We start from the raw sequence: 16,117 nt of genomic DNA, 5'->3' as shown, positions 1-16,117 counted from the left end.
GTCGGCCGGCCCGGGGGCCGACCGCTCACTCGGTCTCGAGCTGCAGGTCGTCGCGGCGAACGACGCCGGTGCGGTCGGCGCTCTCGAGGAGTTCCTTGATCGGGCCCACACCGGGGATGACGCCGTCAGCCTCGAGGTCGAACCACGGCTGCAGGACGAAGGCACGCTCGGCGGCACGCGGGTGCGGCAGGCGGAGCTCGTCGGTCTCCGAGCGGCGGTCGCCGAGGACGACGAGGTCGACGTCGAGCGTGCGCGGCGCGTTGCGCTCCACGTTGCGGTCGCGGTCGTAGGCGTCCTCGATCGCGAGGGCACGGTCGAGCAGCGTCCGGGCCGGCAGCGTGGTGTCGGCGAGGACGACGGCGTTGAGGAACTTCTCCGAGCCCTCCGGTGCGTCAACGGGCTCCGTCTCGTAGACCGGCGACACGGCGGTCACCCAGACGTCCGGGGTGTCGGCGAGGGTGGCGACGGCGCCCTGCAGGGCAGCGAGTCGCTCGCCGAGATTCGAGCCGAGGCTGATCACCGCGCGGCGGATCGGGTGCATCTCCCCGGTCAACGTGTCCGCGTCGATGATGTTCGGGTTGGGGGTCTCCGTCACGAGCTCTGGCTCCTCTGTCGTGTAATGGTCAGCGCGACGTCCGAGTACGTCGCGTCGATCGGCGCATGAGGCTTGTGCACTGTCACTGTGGCCCATTCAACCCGGTGCGCCAAGAGGCACACGGCGGCGATTCGCTGGGCGAGCGTTTCGATCAGGTCGACGGGGTCGGTTTCGACCGCTGCCTTCACGGCCAGGGTGAGCGTGCCGTAGTCGACGGTCTCGGCGAGGTCGTCGGAGAGGGCGGCCGGACGCGTGTCGACACCGAGCTCGAGGTCGATCACGAAGACCTGTCCCTCGCGGCGCTCGAACTCGAAGACGCCGTGGTGGCCGAAGCACTCGATGCCGCGGATCTGGAGCGTGTCAGTCATGGGGTCCTCCTGCGAAGCGAGCAGCGACGCGGACCGCATCGGCGCTGGAGCGGACGTCGTGGACGCGGACGCACCAGGCCCCGGCGACGGCCGCGAGGGTCGTGGTGGCAGTCGTCGCGGCATCGCGTTCGAGGGGAGCGCGGTCGCCGGCCTCGTCGGCCAGCAGCTCACCGAGGAACCGCTTGCGGCTCGTCGCCACCAGCAGCGGGTGGCCCAGGTCATGGAACCGCTCCAGGTGACGGAGCAGCTCCCAGTTCTGCGACGTGGTCTTGCTGAACCCGATGCCGGGGTCGATCGCGATGCTGTGGGTGAGACCCGCCCGGGCCGCGGCCCGGAGCCGCTCGGCGAGCTCGGCAACGACGTCCTCGACCACGTCGGCGTACGTCGTGTGCTGCTGCATCTCGACCGAGTGCGCCCGCCAGTGCATGAGGACGTAGGGCACGTCGAGCCGCGCGACGGTGGCGAACATCGCCTCGTCGGCGAGACCGCCGGACACGTCGTTGACCAGGGCGGCACCCGCGGCGACTGCCGCCTCGGCCACCTCGGCACGCATGGTGTCCACGCTGACCGGAACGCCGTCGGCAGCGAGCGCCTCGATCACGGGAACGACGCGTGCGAGCTCCTCGTCGACGGCCGGGCGCCGGGCCCCCGGGCGCGTCGACTCGCCGCCTACGTCGACCAGGTCTGCGCCCTGCGCGACCAGCTGCCGCGCGTGGGCGACGGCGCGCTCGGTGTCGGCGTACCGGCCGCCGTCGGAGAAGGAGTCGGGGGTGACGTTGACGACGCCCATCACGAGCGTGCGGCGCGGCTGCGGCAGCCCTTCGACGAAGCGCAGCGGTGCGGAGTGCACGGGGACCTCAGCGGGTGCCGTGCATGATGAGCGACATCGCCTCGCTGCGCGTGGCGGCGTCGTGCATCTGGCCGCGGATCGCCGAGGTGATCGTGCGGGCGCCGGCCTTCTTGACGCCGCGCATCGTCATGCAGAGGTGCTCAGCCTCGATCACCACGATGACGCCGCGGGCCTCGAGGATCTCCATCAGCGCATCGGCGATCTGCGTGGTCAGCCGCTCCTGGACCTGCGGGCGGCGCGAGTAGAGGTCGACCAGACGAGCCAGCTTGGACAGGCCGGTGATCTTTCCGCTCTCGCTCGGGATGTACCCCACGTGGGCGACGCCGGTGAACGGCACCAGGTGGTGCTCGCACATCGACCACAGCTCGATGTCGCGGACCAGCACCAGCTCGTCGTGCCCGAGGTCGAACGTCGTCGTCAGCACGTCCTCGGGACGCTGGCGGAGGCCGGACGTCACCTCGGCGAAGGCCCGGGCAACGCGCGCGGGCGTCTCCCGCAGGCCTTCGCGGTCGGGGTCCTCCCCCAGCGCCGCGAGCAGCTCACGGACGGCCGCCTCGGCCCGCGCGTGGTCGAACGGCGGGATGTCGGCCGGGTCGCGGACCTCGTGCGAGATCGGGTCGGTCACGCCTCTGCGTCCTGGCTGTCCTCGGTGGTGACGACGTCCTGGGTGGCCTCGTCGACGCCACCCTCGGCGACGGCCTCACGGGCGGCCCACTCGATCGGCGGAATGGCCGACGGGCGACGCGTGTCCGAGCCCGTCCAGGCGGGGCGGACGTCGCGGCGACGCAGGGCGGTGAAGATCTCGGCGACCTCCTCCTTGTCCAGCGTCTCCTTCTCCATGAGGGCGACCACGAGCGCGTCGAGGACGTCGCGGTTCTCCTCGAGGATGTCGAAGGCCTCCTGGTGCGCGGTGGTCAGCAGGAGCTTGACCTCCTCGTCCACGATCGCGGCGACGCTCTCCGAGTAGTCGCGCGTGTGCCCCATGTCGCGGCCCAGGAACGGCTCCCCCTGGCTCTGGCCGAGCTTGACCGCACCGAGGCGCTCGGTCATGCCGTACTGGGTGACCATCGCGCGGGCCAGGTTGGTGGCCTTCTCGATGTCGTTGCCGGCGCCGGTGGTCGGGTCGTGGAAGACCATCTCCTCGGCAGCACGGCCACCGAGCATGTAGGCCAGCTTGTCGAGCATCTCGCCACGGGTCTGGGAGTACTTGTCCTGGTCGGGCAGCACCATCGTGTAACCGAGGGCCCGGCCGCGCGGCAGGATCGTGATCTTGTGGACCGGGTCGCTGCCGGGGAGAGCCGCGGCGACGAGGGCGTGGCCGCCCTCGTGGTACGCCGTGATCAGCTTCTCCTTCTCGTTCATCAGACGGGTACGACGCTGCGGGCCGGCGATCACGCGGTCGATGGCCTCGTCGAGCGCCGCGTCCGTGATCAGCTTCGCGTTGTTGCGCGCGGTCAGCAGCGCGGCCTCGTTGAGGACGTTGGAGAGGTCGGCACCGGTGAAGCCCGGCGTGCGCTTGGCGACGCTGGTCAGGTCGACCTCGGGCGCCATCGGCTTGCCGCGAGCGTGGACCTTGAGGATCTGCAGGCGACCGTTGAGGTCGGGGGCGTCGACGCCGATCTGGCGGTCGAAGCGGCCCGGGCGCAGCAGCGCCGGGTCGAGGACGTCGGGACGGTTGGTCGCGGCGATCAGGATGACGCCGCCGCGGACGTCGAAGCCGTCCATCTCGACGAGGAGCTGGTTGAGCGTCTGCTCGCGCTCGTCGTGACCGCCGCCCATGCCAGCCCCACGGTGGCGACCCACCGCGTCGATCTCGTCGATGAAGACGATGGCAGGCGCGTTTTCCTTGGCCTGCTCGAAGAGGTCGCGGACGCGGCTCGCACCGACGCCGACGAACATCTCGACGAAGTCCGAGCCGGAGATCGAGTAGAACGGCACGCCCGCCTCGCCGGCGACGGCGCGCGCGAGCAGGGTCTTGCCGGTGCCCGGAGGGCCGTAGAGCAGGACACCCTTGGGGATCTTGGCACCGACGGCCTGGAACTTGGCGGGCTCCTGGAGGAACTCCTTGATCTCGCCGAGCTCCTCGATCGCCTCTTCGCAACCGGCGACGTCCTGGAACGTCGTCTTCGGCATGTCCTTGGTGATCAGCTTCGCGCGGGACTTGGCGAACTGCATGACGCGACCGCCGCCGCCCTGCATGTTGTTCATCAGGAACAGGAAGATCAGCACGATGATCACGAAGGGGATCAGCGAGACCAGCAGGTTGCCGATGAGCGACGGCTGCGGGTTCTCCGAGTTGACCTTCTCGATCTTCTTCTCGTCGAACTGCTTCTGCGCCTCGTCGATCAGGCTGATCTGCTGGCCATCGACCCAGTGCGCGATGACGTGCTTGCCGCCGTCACGCTTGACGCCGTCGTCGAGCGTCGCACGGATCTCCTGGTCGTGGTCGATGAACGTGATGTCCTTGACCTCGCCGGATGCGACGTACTGGTGCATCTGCGACGTGGGGATCTCGTCGTAGCCGCCGTTGGGCGTGAGGAACTGGAGGGCGAGCACGACGCCCACCACAGCGATGAAGATCCAGAGCCACGGGCCCCTGACAATGCGCTTCACAGGCTTCTTTCGACGACGGCTGCCCGGTCCCTCACCGGGTAGTCATGAGTGAGGACCGACGGTACACGTCAGCCGCAACGAGCGAGAGGGGTCCGGCGTTCCCGTGGGCACAGCCCCGGAGGACGTCAGGAGTAGACGTGCGGCGCGAGGGTGCCGATGTCGCGCAGGTTGCGGTAGCGCTCGTTGTAGTCGAGGCCGTAGCCGACGACGAACTCGTTGGCGATGTCCCAGCCGACGTACTTGACGTCGACGGGCATGGCGAGCGCGTCGGGCTTGCGGAGCAGCGTCGCGATCTCGACAGACGCCGGGCCGCGGCTGGCGAGGTTGGTGACCAGCCAACTCAGCGTGAGGCCCGTGTCGACGATCTCGTCGACGATCAGCACGTGCTTGCCGGCGATGTCGGTGTCGAGGTCCTTCATGATCCGGACGACGCCGGAGGACTTGGTGCCGGAGCCGTAGGAGCTGACCGCCATCCAGTCCATCTCGACGTGGCGGTTGAGCGCCCGCGCCATGTCGGCCATGACCATGACCGCGCCCTTGAGGACGCCGACGACCAGCAGGTCCTGCCCCTCGTAGTCAGCCTCGATCTTCCGGGCCATCTCGGCGATCTTCGCCTGGATCTGCTCCTCGGTGAAAAGGACGTTGACCAGGTCGCTCTCGACGTGCGCGGAATCCATGGCTGAAGCGTACGGCGTGCGGCCGCGCCGCGACGAAGCGCGGTGCGTCGGACGGTGGCATGGACCTCCACCTGGTGCGCTCAGCCGTCAATGGACGCCCGCTCAGAGCACAAGGTCAGGCACCGAGAACGCAGTCAGGTCCGCAGCGGCTGGGCTGATCAGCCCAGCCTCGCTGGGTGAGCAGAGTCGCGATCTTTCCAGCTGTGCGACACGGCGTCCCGAAGACCTGACGCCACCCCAGCCGCGCCTGAACCTTGGCATCGAGGAGGTCGTCGAGCTCCCTCTCGAGGTCCTTGTCCCACGCCTGCTTGCCTGAGTGGAAGGCCCGCCCGTTGAGCTCCACCACCAGGCCGTACTCCTCATACTCGACGTCGCGGAACTCCTTGCCGCCCGGCGTACGCCGAGGGGCCTGCCGCCTCCCGATCGGAAGGCCGTGTGCCTGCTCGATCCGGAGATACTCGCGTTCGAGCACCGAGCATGCGCCCGCCTTCAGGTCGAGCAGCACCTCGCGAATGAGCGACCGCCGCGCCAGCGACGGAAGGTCCTCGAGGGCCTCGAGCATGCGCGCTACCGAGGCCACCCGCCAGTTCACCGCATCCGCGAGCCGGGACACCATGTCGTCAACGTCAGCCGCGCGCGACGCCACGCGCAGCGCCGCGTGGGCTGGCTGCATGCGCGGCGGTGCGCCGTTCCAGCCAATGAGTGCCTCAAGACGGCTCACCCTGTGGAGGACGGTCTGCGGGAGTGGCCGAATGCTGCGCGCGCTGCTGATACCGATGTGGACTGGCAGCGTGAGACGCCCACCGGTGTCGTCGCGAGCGAGTTCGAGCGCGGTCTCGTCAACGGCCCCGGCACGTCCGTAGTGCAGGCACGCCCATCACACCCGCTGGAGATCCGTCGGCGGCGAGGAACTGTCGATGTAGACGCCCGAGCCGAGCGCGAACAGACGCCTGCGTCGCACCGCTCGCCGGAGATCGGGGTCGGTGACACCCAGGGCCGCGAGCTGCCGCCGGGACGCCAGGCCGCACTGGCGTTCGAGGAGGCGCGCAACCGCCCGCGCGTCGTAGGGCAACGCCTTGCGCTGTGGCCGGGGCATGGAGGAACAGTGCATCGGCCGTCGCAGGCTCCGCTCGGCCGTCGAGCCGGCCTGTGGATGGACGCTGTGCTGTCAGCCGTCAATGGTTGACCGCCAGCAGCACAGGGCGGTCACCTCAGCGGAGGCGTACGCCGGAAGGCGAGGTCGCCGCCCTCGCGGTACGCGGTGACGTGGCCGGGCAGCTGGATCTCGCGGCCACGACCGCTGCCCGTCAACAGCTCGGTCAGCGCCTCGACGTGGACCGCCGCGAGCTCCGAGGAAGGGCATCCTGCGGCCAGCGCAGCCAGCCGGGCCACGCGGGTGGTCATGGCAGCGTCCTCGTGGGCGAGCGGCGCAACGCCCATGCGAAACCCGAGGCCCTGCTCGGACGGCCCGGCGCTCTGCTCGACCGCCTCGACGAACCGTTCCGATGCGGCCGCGTCCAGGTATTCCATGTCACGCCGCAGCTGACCGGCCGTGCGCGCCAGCGTCTCCGCCACCCCCGGGCCGAGCTCGCGCTCCAGCACCGGCAGTACGTCGTGGCGCACGCGCGACCGGAGGAAGCGCGGGTCGCTGTTGTGCGGGTCGACCCAGACGTCGATCCCCTCGGCCTCGCAGGCGGCTTCGGTCTGCGCGCGGGTGATGTCGAGCAGCGGACGGTGGAACCACACGTCGTCCCGAGGGAACGCGGGCCTCATTCCGGCGATCGAGCGGCCACCGCTTCCCCGGGTCAGCCCGAGCAACGCCGTCTCTGCCTGGTCGTTCAGGGTGTGACCGATCAGCACCAGGAAGCTGCCGAAGTGGTCCGCGAGCTGTGCCAGCGCGGCGTACCGAGCCTCACGCGCTCCGGCCTCGACGCCGCCGGCGGCAACGTCGACGTGGACCCGGATCGACGCGGTCTCGTGCGCTCCGAGGGCCGCCATCTGCGCCACCACGCGCGCGGCGTGCTCGGCCGACCCCTCCTGGAGACCGTGGTCGACCGTCACACCGATCACCCGGAGCCCCACCTTCCGTCCCTCGAAGACGGTGGCCGCGAGCAGCGCAAGCGAATCCGCACCTCCCGAGCAGGCGACCAGGACCGCGTCACCGGGCACCAGCCGGAGCCGATCGTCGCCCTCGCGCCGGGGCGACACCTCGAGGAACGGCGCCAGTTCTTGACGTACGCCGAGGCGCACCGCCGCGACCGCGGGGTGCAGGGTCATCAGCCGTGGACGCGCTTCACCCACGCGGCGGGGTCGTGGATCTCGGCCTTCGACGGCAGCGTCTCGGGCGAGGTCCAGACGGCGTTGAAGCCCTCCATACCGACCGTGTCGACGGCGTGGCGGACGAAGACGGCACCGTCGCGGTACTGCGCCATCTTGGCGTCGAGGCCGAGCAGGCGACGCAGGACCTTGTCGAGTACGCCGACGCCGCCGCGGCGTTCGGTGAACTTGCGGCGGATGTCCGCGACCGAGGGGATCACCTCGGGCCCGACGCCGTCCATGACGACGTCGGCGTGGCCCTCCAGCAGCGACATGACGCCGGTGACGCGGTCGATGATCTCGCGCTGTGCCGGGGAGCTCATCAGCTCGGCGATGCTGCCGCCTTCGCCCTTGACCATGCGGGAGACACCGGAGGCGATGTCCTGCCACATGCGGGACGGGTCGACGGTGTCCGACAGCGCCTGGACCTGGGAGCGGATGTGGTCACGCATCCAGGGGACGGCGGTGAACTGCACGCGATGGGTCTCCTCGTGGAGGCAGACCCAGAGACGGAAGTCGGTGGGGTCGGCGCCGAGCTCGCGCTCGATGTGCACCACGTTGGGCGCCACCAGCAGGAGTCGACCTGCCGGCGGGGAGAAGGGGTCGAACTGGCCGAGCACCTTGGAGCCCATGAAACCGAGCAGCAGGCCGAGCTCGGCCCCCGCGATGCGACCCCCGACGGCGCGGGCGGCCGGGCCGGGCTGCTTGCCGCGTGCCACCTTCGACATCAGAGGGTCGAGCAGGACCGCAAAGCTGTCGGCGTTGGCCTGCACCCAGCCACCGCGGTCGACCACGAGGACGGGGGCGGTGTTCTCGGGCGCCACGAGGCCGGTGAACTCCGCGACGAGGCCGGTCGAGCGGTTGGCGCCGGCACGCAGCTCGGCCACGGCGGCGTCCGCTTCGGCCCGGCTCACCACGGGGCCTTCGCCCGCGAACTTCGTGCCGAGCTTGACGGCGTACTCCCAGTCGACGACCTGCGGCTGACCCTCGCCCGCGGTCTCCGCCGCTGCCTCACTCATGCCCGGAAGCGTACGCGGCGCCCACGGAACGCCCGGCTGCCGCGGTCAGCTACAGATGCAGGACGCGAGTGTGGAGACGATGACGTCGAGCGCCTGACGAGCGTCGAGCGCCTTCTCCGGCTTGACCTGGTCGGCCATCACCGCGAAGAGCAGCGTCTCGCCGTCGGGCGTCACGGCGACTCCGGCGAGAGCGTGCACGCCGGTCAGGGTGCCGGTCTTGGCGGCAGCACGTCCGCGTCCGGCGACGGGCCCGTGCGAGAAGCGGTCGGCGAGCGAGCCGGTGAAGCCGGCAACCGGCAGCGCCGTGTCGACCGTACGCAGCTCGGGGTGCGCGGGGTCGACGGCGAGCGCGAGCACGTGGAGAAGCGTGTCGGGCGTCAGGCGCGTGGCCGGCGAGAGGCCCGAGCCGTCGAAGACGTGGTCCGCCGCCTGGAGCTGCACGCCGAGGCCGCCGAGGACCTTCGTCACTCCCTTGAGGCCACCCTCGAAGGAGCCGCCGAAACCTTCCTTCACCCCGACCTGGTGCGCCAGCAGCTCCGCACCCTCGTTGTCGCTGGTGGCCAGGACCTCGTCGACGATGTCGTCGAGACGCGCGCTGTCCATGCCGGCCAGCTCGGTCGCACCGGCGGCGGCCGTCGTACGACGAGGGGCGCCGGCGACCTTGATGCCGGCAGCCTTCAGTGAGCGGGCGAAGCGCTGCGCCGCGTCGAGCGACGGGTCGCTGACCGTGACCGGGCCACTCACCGGGTGACCCTGGTCGGACCAGAGCGCCGTGATCGGCGCGGCGTAGCCGGCCCCGACGTCCGTCGGGTCCCAGTGCGGGTTGACACCCGGCGCGGAGAAGAGGGAGTCGTCGAAGCCGAGGCGGACGCGGGTGGTGCCCTGCTTCTTCAGGGCAGCGGCGGTCTCGCGCGCGAGCGTCCGCAGGTCGGCCGGTGCGGGCGTGCTGGAGTCGCTGTCTGCGGGCGTCGCGGTCAGGTACGGGTCACCGCCACCGACGAGGACGATCTGGCCGGCGGACGCGCCGGACACGACCTTCGTTCGGAAGGTTGTCGCCGGGCCGAGCGCGGAGAGAGCAGCCGTGGTGGTGAGCAGCTTCGTCGTGGACGCGGGCACCGCCGAGGCAGTGACCGGCGACGTGCCGCCACGGAAGAGGACGTTGCCGTGGGCATCCGCGACAGCCATCACGACGTGCCGACCGAGGTCCTTGTTGCGCAGCACGGGCGCGAGGACCGCCTTGATGCTGGCGGGGTCCGTCGTGGTCGCGACCAGTGGGTCGGCGACCGGCGCCGGAGCCGCGAGATCGGGCAGGGACACACCGCTCGGGGGCGCGACCAGCGCGGGCGCATCGGCGCGGTCACCCCAGCCGAGGCGGCGCGGGACGTCGTACTGGAAGGAGGCGAACGCGCCTGCGACCACCGCGAGCACGAGGACCACCGGGCCCCAGACACCCCACCGCGAGGGTCGGGAGCGGGCGCTGGAGGCGTCTCGTGCCACGGATCATGTCCTTTCGAATGCGCAAAAGCGCGGATTCTGCGTCAAGATGAGGCGCGGCCCCGCGGGGGCCGGCCCCCTAGTCTGCCCGCTGGCCGCGCCGGCCCGGGCACCCGATGACGCAACACGCTGGAGGAACAGTGCTGGAGTTCGAGGTCCTCGTCGAGATCCCCAAGGGCTCGCGGAACAAGTACGAGGTCGACCACGAGACCGGGAAGATCTACCTCGACCGGATGCTCTTCACGTCCACGGCGTACCCGGAGGACTACGGCTACGTCATCGACACGCTTGCGGACGACGGCGACCCGCTGGACGCGCTGGTCATCCTCGACCAGCCGACGTTCCCGGGCTGCCACATCCCGTGCCGCACGATCGGCATGTTCCGCATGACCGACGAGGCCGGCGGCGACGACAAGCTCCTCTGCGTGCCCGCGCACGACCCGCGCATGGCGCACCTGCAGGACATCGGCGACGTCTCCGAGTTCGACCTGCTCGAGATCAAGCACTTCTTCGAGGTCTACAAGGACCTGGAGCCCGGCAAGTCCGTCGAGGGCGCTGACTGGGTCGGTCGCGAGGAGGCCGAGAAGGAGATCGCCAAGTCGGTCGAGCGCTTCAAGGCCGCCCAGGCCAACGGCGGCCACTGATCCACCGCGACGAACGGGCCAAACTGTCAATCTGACAGTTTGGCCCGTTCTGACATTTCGGAAGTGTCACGCAGCGCGAAACTGTCAGATTGACAGTTTGGCGACACCCGCCCGTCGCGGTCAGCCGTTGTAGGAGACGTGGGCGGTCCAGCCCTCGTCGGGCCGGGTCGCAGCAGCGAACAGCGCCGCCGCGACGGCGTCCGGGCCGAACGGGCCCTCCTTCGCCAGCATGCCGTTGACCTGCATCGCGACGGCGCGGACTCCGCGCTCCTTCATCGTCGCGTCGATGCTGGTCACGAGGTTGCGAACGGCGGCCTTCTGTACGCCGAGGGTCGGGGCGCCCGACCACGGCGTGTCGGCGGCCGCCGAACCGGTCACGAGCACGCGGCCACCAGCGGGCATCACGGGAGCAGCGGCCTGGAGCGCGGGCAGCAGCGCCCCGGCACCGAACGCGACGTCCTCGAGGAGCTCAGCAACGGTGAGCTCCAGGACGGTCCGCTCGCGCCACGCGCTCGGGTTGAAGTGCAGGACGTCAATACGGCCGTGGCGCTCCCCGGCGGCGGCGACCGCTCGGCGTACGTCGGCCTCGTCGAGGAGGTCGACCGCGTCGACGTCCGCTGCGTAGCCCTCCGCCACGAGCTGGTCCGCGAGCGGCTGCGCGCGCTCCACGGACTGGCCGAGGAGGACGACGCGGTGGCCGGCCTCGGCGAAGCGGCGGGCGGTGGACAGGCCGAGGCCCGGGCCGGCGCCCAGGACGATGTAGACGGGTGCGGTCATGCGCCCCAGCCTAGGAGGCGCTCACTCCCAGCTCAGCAGTTCCTCGGCGCGCAGCATCTCCTCGGGTACGCCGAACGCGTCGACGAGGTCGACCGCGAGCGGCCGCAGCTTGCGGCAGAGGTCGTTGATCTCGCGGCTGATCGCCTTCGAGCGGTTGGTCGTGAGCCGGTTGTGCTCCATGAACCAGCCGCGGTCGGCCTCGATCGTGCTCAGTGCGAAGAGGTCGCAGAGCAGACCCAGCGCCACCCGGTTCGGGCCCTGCGGCAGGGTCGCGAAGACCGCCACGAACGACTCGAGCACCAGCCGCTCGACGTGCGCGTTGGCGGTCGCGATGACGTGGTCCTGCACGCGGGAGAAGACCTCGCCGGCCGGCATCCCGCTGTCGACGCCGCGCTTGAGGCGCTTCGCCGCGCCCGCAAGCATGTGCTCCTCGCGGAACCGGAGCATGTCGAGGTGGTACGCCGGGTCCAGCAGGCCGGCGTCCTGGTTCCACTTGTCGTCGCCCGGCAGGACATCGCGGAGCCGCTCGATCAGCCGGTGCGCCATGGTCCGCTCGACGACCTGGTCGACCGCCATGCTCGCGACGAACTTCACCAGGTCGAACTGGCTCATGTCGCCGAACTCGCTGGAGTAGTCGGTGAGCAGGCCCTTGGCCACGAGCTGCAGCAGGACGTGGTTGTCACCCTCGAAGGTGGTGAAGACGTCGGTGTCGGCCTTGAGCGCGGCGAACCGGTTGGCGGAGAGATAGCCCGCGCCTCCACAGGCCTCACGGCACTCCTGGATCGTCCGCGTCGCGTGCCAGGTGCCGAGCGCCTTGATGCCCGCCGCCTTCGACTCGAGGTCGCGCCGGATCTCCTCGGACGTCGCGCGCCCGGAGAAGACGTCGTCGAATTGGCGGCGCAGGCCGTCCTGCGCGAAGTGCAGCGCATACGTGCGGGCCAGCAGCGGGAAGAGCCGACGCTGGTGCAGGCCGTAGTCGAGGAGCAGCTGCTCCGGCTGGTCGTCGTCCGTCGCGAACTGACGACGCCGGTCTGCGTAGCGGGTCGCGATGGCCATCGCGACCTTGCTCGCGGAGATGCCCGCGCCCGCGACGCTCACGCGACCCATGACGAGCGTGCCGAGCATGGTGAAGAAGCGCCGGTTGGCGCTCTCGATCTCGCTGGAGTAGGCGCCGTCCTCGGAGACGTCGGCGAAGCGGTTGAGCAGCGCCTCGCGCGGGACGCGGACGTCGTCGAACCAGAGCCGGCCGTTGTCGACGCCGTTGAGGCCCATCTTGTGCCCGCAGTCCCCGATGCGTACGCCGGGCAGCGGCTGCCCCTCCTCGTCGCGGAGCGGGACCACGAGGCAGTGCACGCCCTTGTTGTCGCCATCGACGATCAGCTGCGCGAAGACCGCAGCCATCCGTCCGTGGCGGGCGGCGTTGCCGATGAAGTCCTTGCGGCTCGCGTCATCGGGCGTCTGGATGACGAACTCGCGCGTCTCCGCGTCGTACGTCGCGGTGGTGCCGATCGCCTGGACGTTGGAGCCGTGACCGGACTCGGTCATCGCGAAGCAGCCGAGCAGGCGGCCGGCGGCGATGTCGGCGAGGTACGCGTCGTGGTGCCACTGCGTGCCGAGGTTGAGCACGGCGCCGCCCCACAGACCGAACTGCACACCGACCTTCACCAGCACGCTCAGGTCGCCGAATGCCGTGGTCTCGAACGCCGCGACGGTCGCGCCGAAGTCGCCGGCGCCGCCGTACTCCGCCGGGAAGTGGTACGCCGTCTGGCCGGTGCCAGCCATCGCGACGACGGTCTCGAGCACCCGGTCGCGGTACGCGTCGCGAGACAGCTCCTCGGCCTCGTCGAGGAGGCCGGCGTGCTCCACGAGCGACACGCGGACCTTGTCGCGCACCGCGGCGTGCTCGCCGTCAAGGAGGCGGGTCAGTGCGGGGACGTCGACGACCGGCTGGGCGTAGCCGTTCTCGGAGACCTTGCTCGTTGGGGTGGCCATGCAAACCACCCTAACGAGCGACAGCCCGGGGCGAGGAGCCCCGGGCTGTCGTCGTACGCGTGCGGTGGATCAGAGCCGGACGGCGAGGTCCGGGTACCAGTACTCGAGCGAGCGGATCCGGACCTGGGCGCCGGAGTGCGGGGCCTCGATGACCTGGTCGTTGCCGAGGTAGATCGCGACGTGGTGGATGCCCGACGGGCGGCCGTTGCTGGTCCAGAAGAGCAGGTCGCCGCGCTGCGCGGAGCTGACCGGGATCGGCGTACCGGCGTCGTACTGCGCGCCGGAGAAGTGCGGCAGGTAGATGCCCGCCTGGCGGAACGCCATCATCGTGAGGCCGGAGCAGTCCCAGCGGTCCGGGCCGGCGGCACCCCAGAGGTACCACTCGCCGAGCTGGGCCTGCGCGTACGCGATGACCGACTCGATGCCGCCGGAGGAGACCGGAGGAGTCGAGGGAGCCGGCGGTGCGGGCGGCGGCGTGGAGCCGCCTCCGCCACCATTGTTGGCGGCTTCCTGCGCTGCCTTGTCCGCAGCTGCCTTGTCCGCGGCCGCCTTGGCGGCAGCAGCAGCGGCAGCGGCCTTGGCAGCTGCTTCGGCCTTCGCCTTCGCGGCGGCGGCGGCCGCCTCGCGGCGCTGCTCCTCGAGGGCGGCCTGGCGCTGGGACGCGAGCTGGACCGAGATGTGCTGCAGGTTCGCGAGCTCACCGAGGAGCTTCTTCTTCTCCTGCGCAACGCTGGTCGCCTCGGCAGCGGCGTGAGCGGCGCTTGCCTCGGCCTGGTTGCGCGCGGCCGTGGCCTGGGCCGCGAGCGCCGCGGCGTCGGAGCGGGCCTTGTCCGCCTTGTCGGCGGCGGCGCCGGCGGCGGCAGCCGCCTCCTTGTAGCCACGCTCGATGTCGTCCATCGCGCGGGTGACCTGGTAGGTCGTGCTCGCGGAGGAGAGCAGGGCACGCGGGCGCTCCTGCGTCGTCATGGCGTTGATCGCCTGGAGCTGCGGCTGCTGCTCGTAGGTGCGGGCGATGAGGTCGGTGTACGCCGCCTTGTGGCCCTTGAGGGTGCGGGCGGCCTTGGCCTCGGCGGCGTCCGCCTTCGCGGCGGCGGCCTGCGCGAGGGAGAGGTGGTAGATCGCGCCGTTGGCGGCCTCACCGGCCTGCTCGGCAGCCATCTGCGCCGACTCGAGGCGGGCGTTCGCGGAGTCGAGCTGCGACTGGACGCCCTGGACCGTGTGGGCCTTGGCGTCAGCGGCGGCGCGCGCGGCGTCGACCTGCTGCTGCGACGGGGCGTTGGACGGGTCGGCAGCCATGGCCGGCAGAGCAAGGCCACCGACGGCCACTGCCGCTACCGCGGCCATGGCCAGCGGGCGGCCTGTGATCTTCCTGCGCATGTCTCTTCCCCTCGTCGACCCCACCCGTGGTGGGGAGCTGGGCCCCGGCGGCTTCCCCACCGCCGGGGCCGGCCCAGGTGGCTTCCCCACCACACCGGGCACGCGGAGCACGCTAGTGAACTCCAGTCACAAAAGAAACAGTTCTTTCCAATTTTCTCGGATTCATCGGCGTGTCGGCTTGACTCTTACATCGATGTAATTCTCGAACTACATGCGTGTCATTCGGACATCCGGCCCTGGATTCACGCTCAGGGACGCCGAAATGCACCGGACCCGGGCCTGATGACAGGCCCGGGTCCGGCGTTCGAAAAAGTTTTGAGCGCCTCGCTCAGTCGTCGTCGACGGGGACGATGGAGGAGGTCGTCGTGGGGTGCGAGGAGAGACCGTGGCGGTCGAACTTCTGTCCCGAGGCGAGACCACCGAGGTAGAAGGAGAGCAGCGCGATCACGATGCCGGCGACGTCGTCCGAGACGTAGTGCCAGCCGAAGTAGAGCGTCGCGACGACCGTGATGCCGAAGTTGACCCACCCGACCCAGTGCACCCAGCGGGTCTTGATCGTGTACTGCACCATCAGCGCGACCAGCAGCGTGATCGCGCAGTGCAGCGAGGCGAACGCCGCCACCGACTGCACCGCGTCCGGGTTGGTGCCCCAGGAGAGCACCGCTTCCCGCCCGTTGTAGAGCGAATCCATCAGCTGACTGGCAGGCGTGTTGTCGAGGTTGTCGTAGAGCCAGAGGTTCTCGAAGCCCGGCCCCACCGACGGCACCAGGTAGTACGACGCCGTGCCCATCGTCCACGCCAGTACCTGCGAGGTGGCGAACCAGTAGCCGAAGCTGATGTTGCGCGACCACACCAGCCAGGCGGCCAGCGCCAGCGGCACGAGCGGCAGGAACCACAGGTAGATGTAGGAGAGGAAGTACGCGATCGCACCCGTGCCGAGAAGGCTGTGAAGCACCAGCGCCGGCTCGTGGCCGAAGAAGAGGAATCGGTCGATCTGGTGGAGCTGGTAGTCGTAGTCGTGGTCCGGACCCATCACCTCGGGCAGGAACGACTTGAGGTTCCGGTAGCTCACGTAGGTGATGTAGAAGCAGATCAGGCCCATCAGCACGAGCGTCAGGCGCTCGCGGTTCCAGTGGGAGACCCACCGGTCGCGGACGATCGGCCACATCAGCGACGGCTTCAGGCGCGACCCCCACAACGTGCGCGGGAGCATGTCGAGCAGGAGGGCACCGCCCACCAGCAATGGCAGGCGCGCCCACGAGGGGCCGAGGAAGCCATCGGGGTCGACAAGCTTCTTGTCGAGCGCCAGCGCGGTGATCAGCGCGAGTGCGCCCATCATCGTCGCGACGCCGATGAGGAGTACGTAGGCCCGGCGATGCACGGGCGTCAGTCTAG

Annotated in this window: 16 protein-coding genes; 1 reads left to right on the top strand and 15 read right to left on the bottom strand. The window is 70.2% G+C overall.

What is annotated here, in order from left to right:
* Positions 1–25 precede the first annotated feature (25 nt).
* From folK to dacB, 11 genes are all read right to left on the bottom strand, one after another.
* The gene (gene folK / locus EPD65_RS06515; RefSeq protein ID WP_131582360.1) at positions 26–595 is read right to left on the bottom strand and encodes a 2-amino-4-hydroxy-6-hydroxymethyldihydropteridine diphosphokinase; all 570 of its coding nucleotides are present in this window, start codon (positions 593–595) and stop codon (positions 26–28) included.
* A complete protein-coding gene (folB, locus tag EPD65_RS06510) occupies positions 592–963 on the bottom strand; it encodes a dihydroneopterin aldolase (RefSeq protein WP_131582358.1) in 372 nt (123 codons plus the stop codon). Before folB ends, folK begins: the two co-directional genes overlap by 4 nt.
* Positions 956–1,753, bottom strand: a complete 798-nt coding sequence (folP, locus tag EPD65_RS06505; RefSeq protein WP_131582392.1) for a dihydropteroate synthase — start codon at positions 1,751–1,753, stop codon at positions 956–958. Before folP ends, folB begins: the two co-directional genes overlap by 8 nt.
* Before the next feature lie 67 nt (positions 1,754–1,820).
* Complete coding sequence (gene folE, locus EPD65_RS06500; protein ID WP_165872910.1) at positions 1,821–2,438, bottom strand: GTP cyclohydrolase I FolE; 618 nt, start codon at positions 2,436–2,438, stop codon at positions 1,821–1,823.
* Positions 2,435–4,426: an ATP-dependent zinc metalloprotease FtsH gene (ftsH, locus tag EPD65_RS06495; RefSeq protein ID WP_131582356.1), complete on the bottom strand. Its 1,992-nt coding sequence runs from the start codon at positions 4,424–4,426 to the stop codon at positions 2,435–2,437. Before ftsH ends, folE begins: the two co-directional genes overlap by 4 nt.
* A 125-nt stretch (positions 4,427–4,551) precedes the next feature.
* Positions 4,552–5,103, bottom strand: a complete 552-nt coding sequence (gene hpt / locus EPD65_RS06490) for a hypoxanthine phosphoribosyltransferase (protein ID WP_131582354.1) — start codon at positions 5,101–5,103, stop codon at positions 4,552–4,554.
* A gap of 115 nt (positions 5,104–5,218) precedes the next feature.
* Positions 5,219–5,824: a hypothetical protein gene (locus EPD65_RS06485; protein ID WP_131582352.1), complete on the bottom strand. Its 606-nt coding sequence runs from the start codon at positions 5,822–5,824 to the stop codon at positions 5,219–5,221.
* 156 nt (positions 5,825–5,980) lie between these two features.
* A complete protein-coding gene (locus EPD65_RS06480; protein ID WP_165872909.1) occupies positions 5,981–6,199 on the bottom strand; it encodes a type IV toxin-antitoxin system AbiEi family antitoxin domain-containing protein in 219 nt (72 codons plus the stop codon).
* Positions 6,200–6,309: 110 nt separating this feature from the next.
* Complete coding sequence (gene tilS, locus EPD65_RS06475) at positions 6,310–7,380, bottom strand: tRNA lysidine(34) synthetase TilS (RefSeq protein WP_131582349.1); 1,071 nt, start codon at positions 7,378–7,380, stop codon at positions 6,310–6,312.
* Complete coding sequence (locus tag EPD65_RS06470; RefSeq protein WP_131582347.1) at positions 7,380–8,438, bottom strand: zinc-dependent metalloprotease; 1,059 nt, start codon at positions 8,436–8,438, stop codon at positions 7,380–7,382. Before EPD65_RS06470 ends, tilS begins: the two co-directional genes overlap by 1 nt.
* A gap of 45 nt (positions 8,439–8,483) precedes the next feature.
* Positions 8,484–9,935, bottom strand: a complete 1,452-nt coding sequence (gene dacB / locus EPD65_RS06465; protein WP_131582345.1) for a D-alanyl-D-alanine carboxypeptidase/D-alanyl-D-alanine endopeptidase — start codon at positions 9,933–9,935, stop codon at positions 8,484–8,486.
* A 140-nt stretch (positions 9,936–10,075) separates the two neighbouring features.
* Between dacB and EPD65_RS06460 the strand changes: the two genes are divergently transcribed.
* On the top strand, positions 10,076–10,576 hold the full coding sequence (locus tag EPD65_RS06460; RefSeq protein ID WP_131582389.1) for an inorganic diphosphatase: 501 nt from the start codon (positions 10,076–10,078) through the stop codon (positions 10,574–10,576).
* 120 nt (positions 10,577–10,696) lie between these two features.
* Here the strand turns inward: EPD65_RS06460 and EPD65_RS06455 are convergent, their stop codons facing one another.
* The 4 genes from EPD65_RS06455 to EPD65_RS06440 form a co-directional block, all read right to left on the bottom strand.
* Positions 10,697–11,353, bottom strand: a complete 657-nt coding sequence (locus EPD65_RS06455; RefSeq protein ID WP_131582343.1) for an SDR family NAD(P)-dependent oxidoreductase — start codon at positions 11,351–11,353, stop codon at positions 10,697–10,699.
* Positions 11,354–11,374: 21 nt separating this feature from the next.
* Positions 11,375–13,345 carry an acyl-CoA dehydrogenase family protein gene (locus EPD65_RS06450; RefSeq protein ID WP_131582341.1) on the bottom strand — a complete coding sequence of 657 codons (1,971 nt, stop codon included), beginning with the start codon at positions 13,343–13,345 and terminating at the stop codon, positions 11,375–11,377.
* A gap of 69 nt (positions 13,346–13,414) precedes the next feature.
* Positions 13,415–14,722, bottom strand: coding sequence for a C40 family peptidase (locus EPD65_RS06445; RefSeq protein WP_131582339.1), 1,308 nt, complete (start codon positions 14,720–14,722; stop codon positions 13,415–13,417).
* A 328-nt stretch (positions 14,723–15,050) separates the two neighbouring features.
* Positions 15,051–16,103, bottom strand: a complete 1,053-nt coding sequence (locus EPD65_RS06440) for a phosphatase PAP2 family protein (protein WP_243640480.1) — start codon at positions 16,101–16,103, stop codon at positions 15,051–15,053.
* Between the last annotated feature and the right edge of the window lie 14 nt (positions 16,104–16,117).

It is taken from the genome of Nocardioides jejuensis, assembly GCF_004337475.1.
Taxonomy (GTDB): domain Bacteria; phylum Actinomycetota; class Actinomycetes; order Propionibacteriales; family Nocardioidaceae; genus Nocardioides; species Nocardioides jejuensis.
The sequence above is the reverse complement of the archived record's forward strand: the minus strand, read 5'-3'. Positions and strand labels throughout refer to the sequence as shown.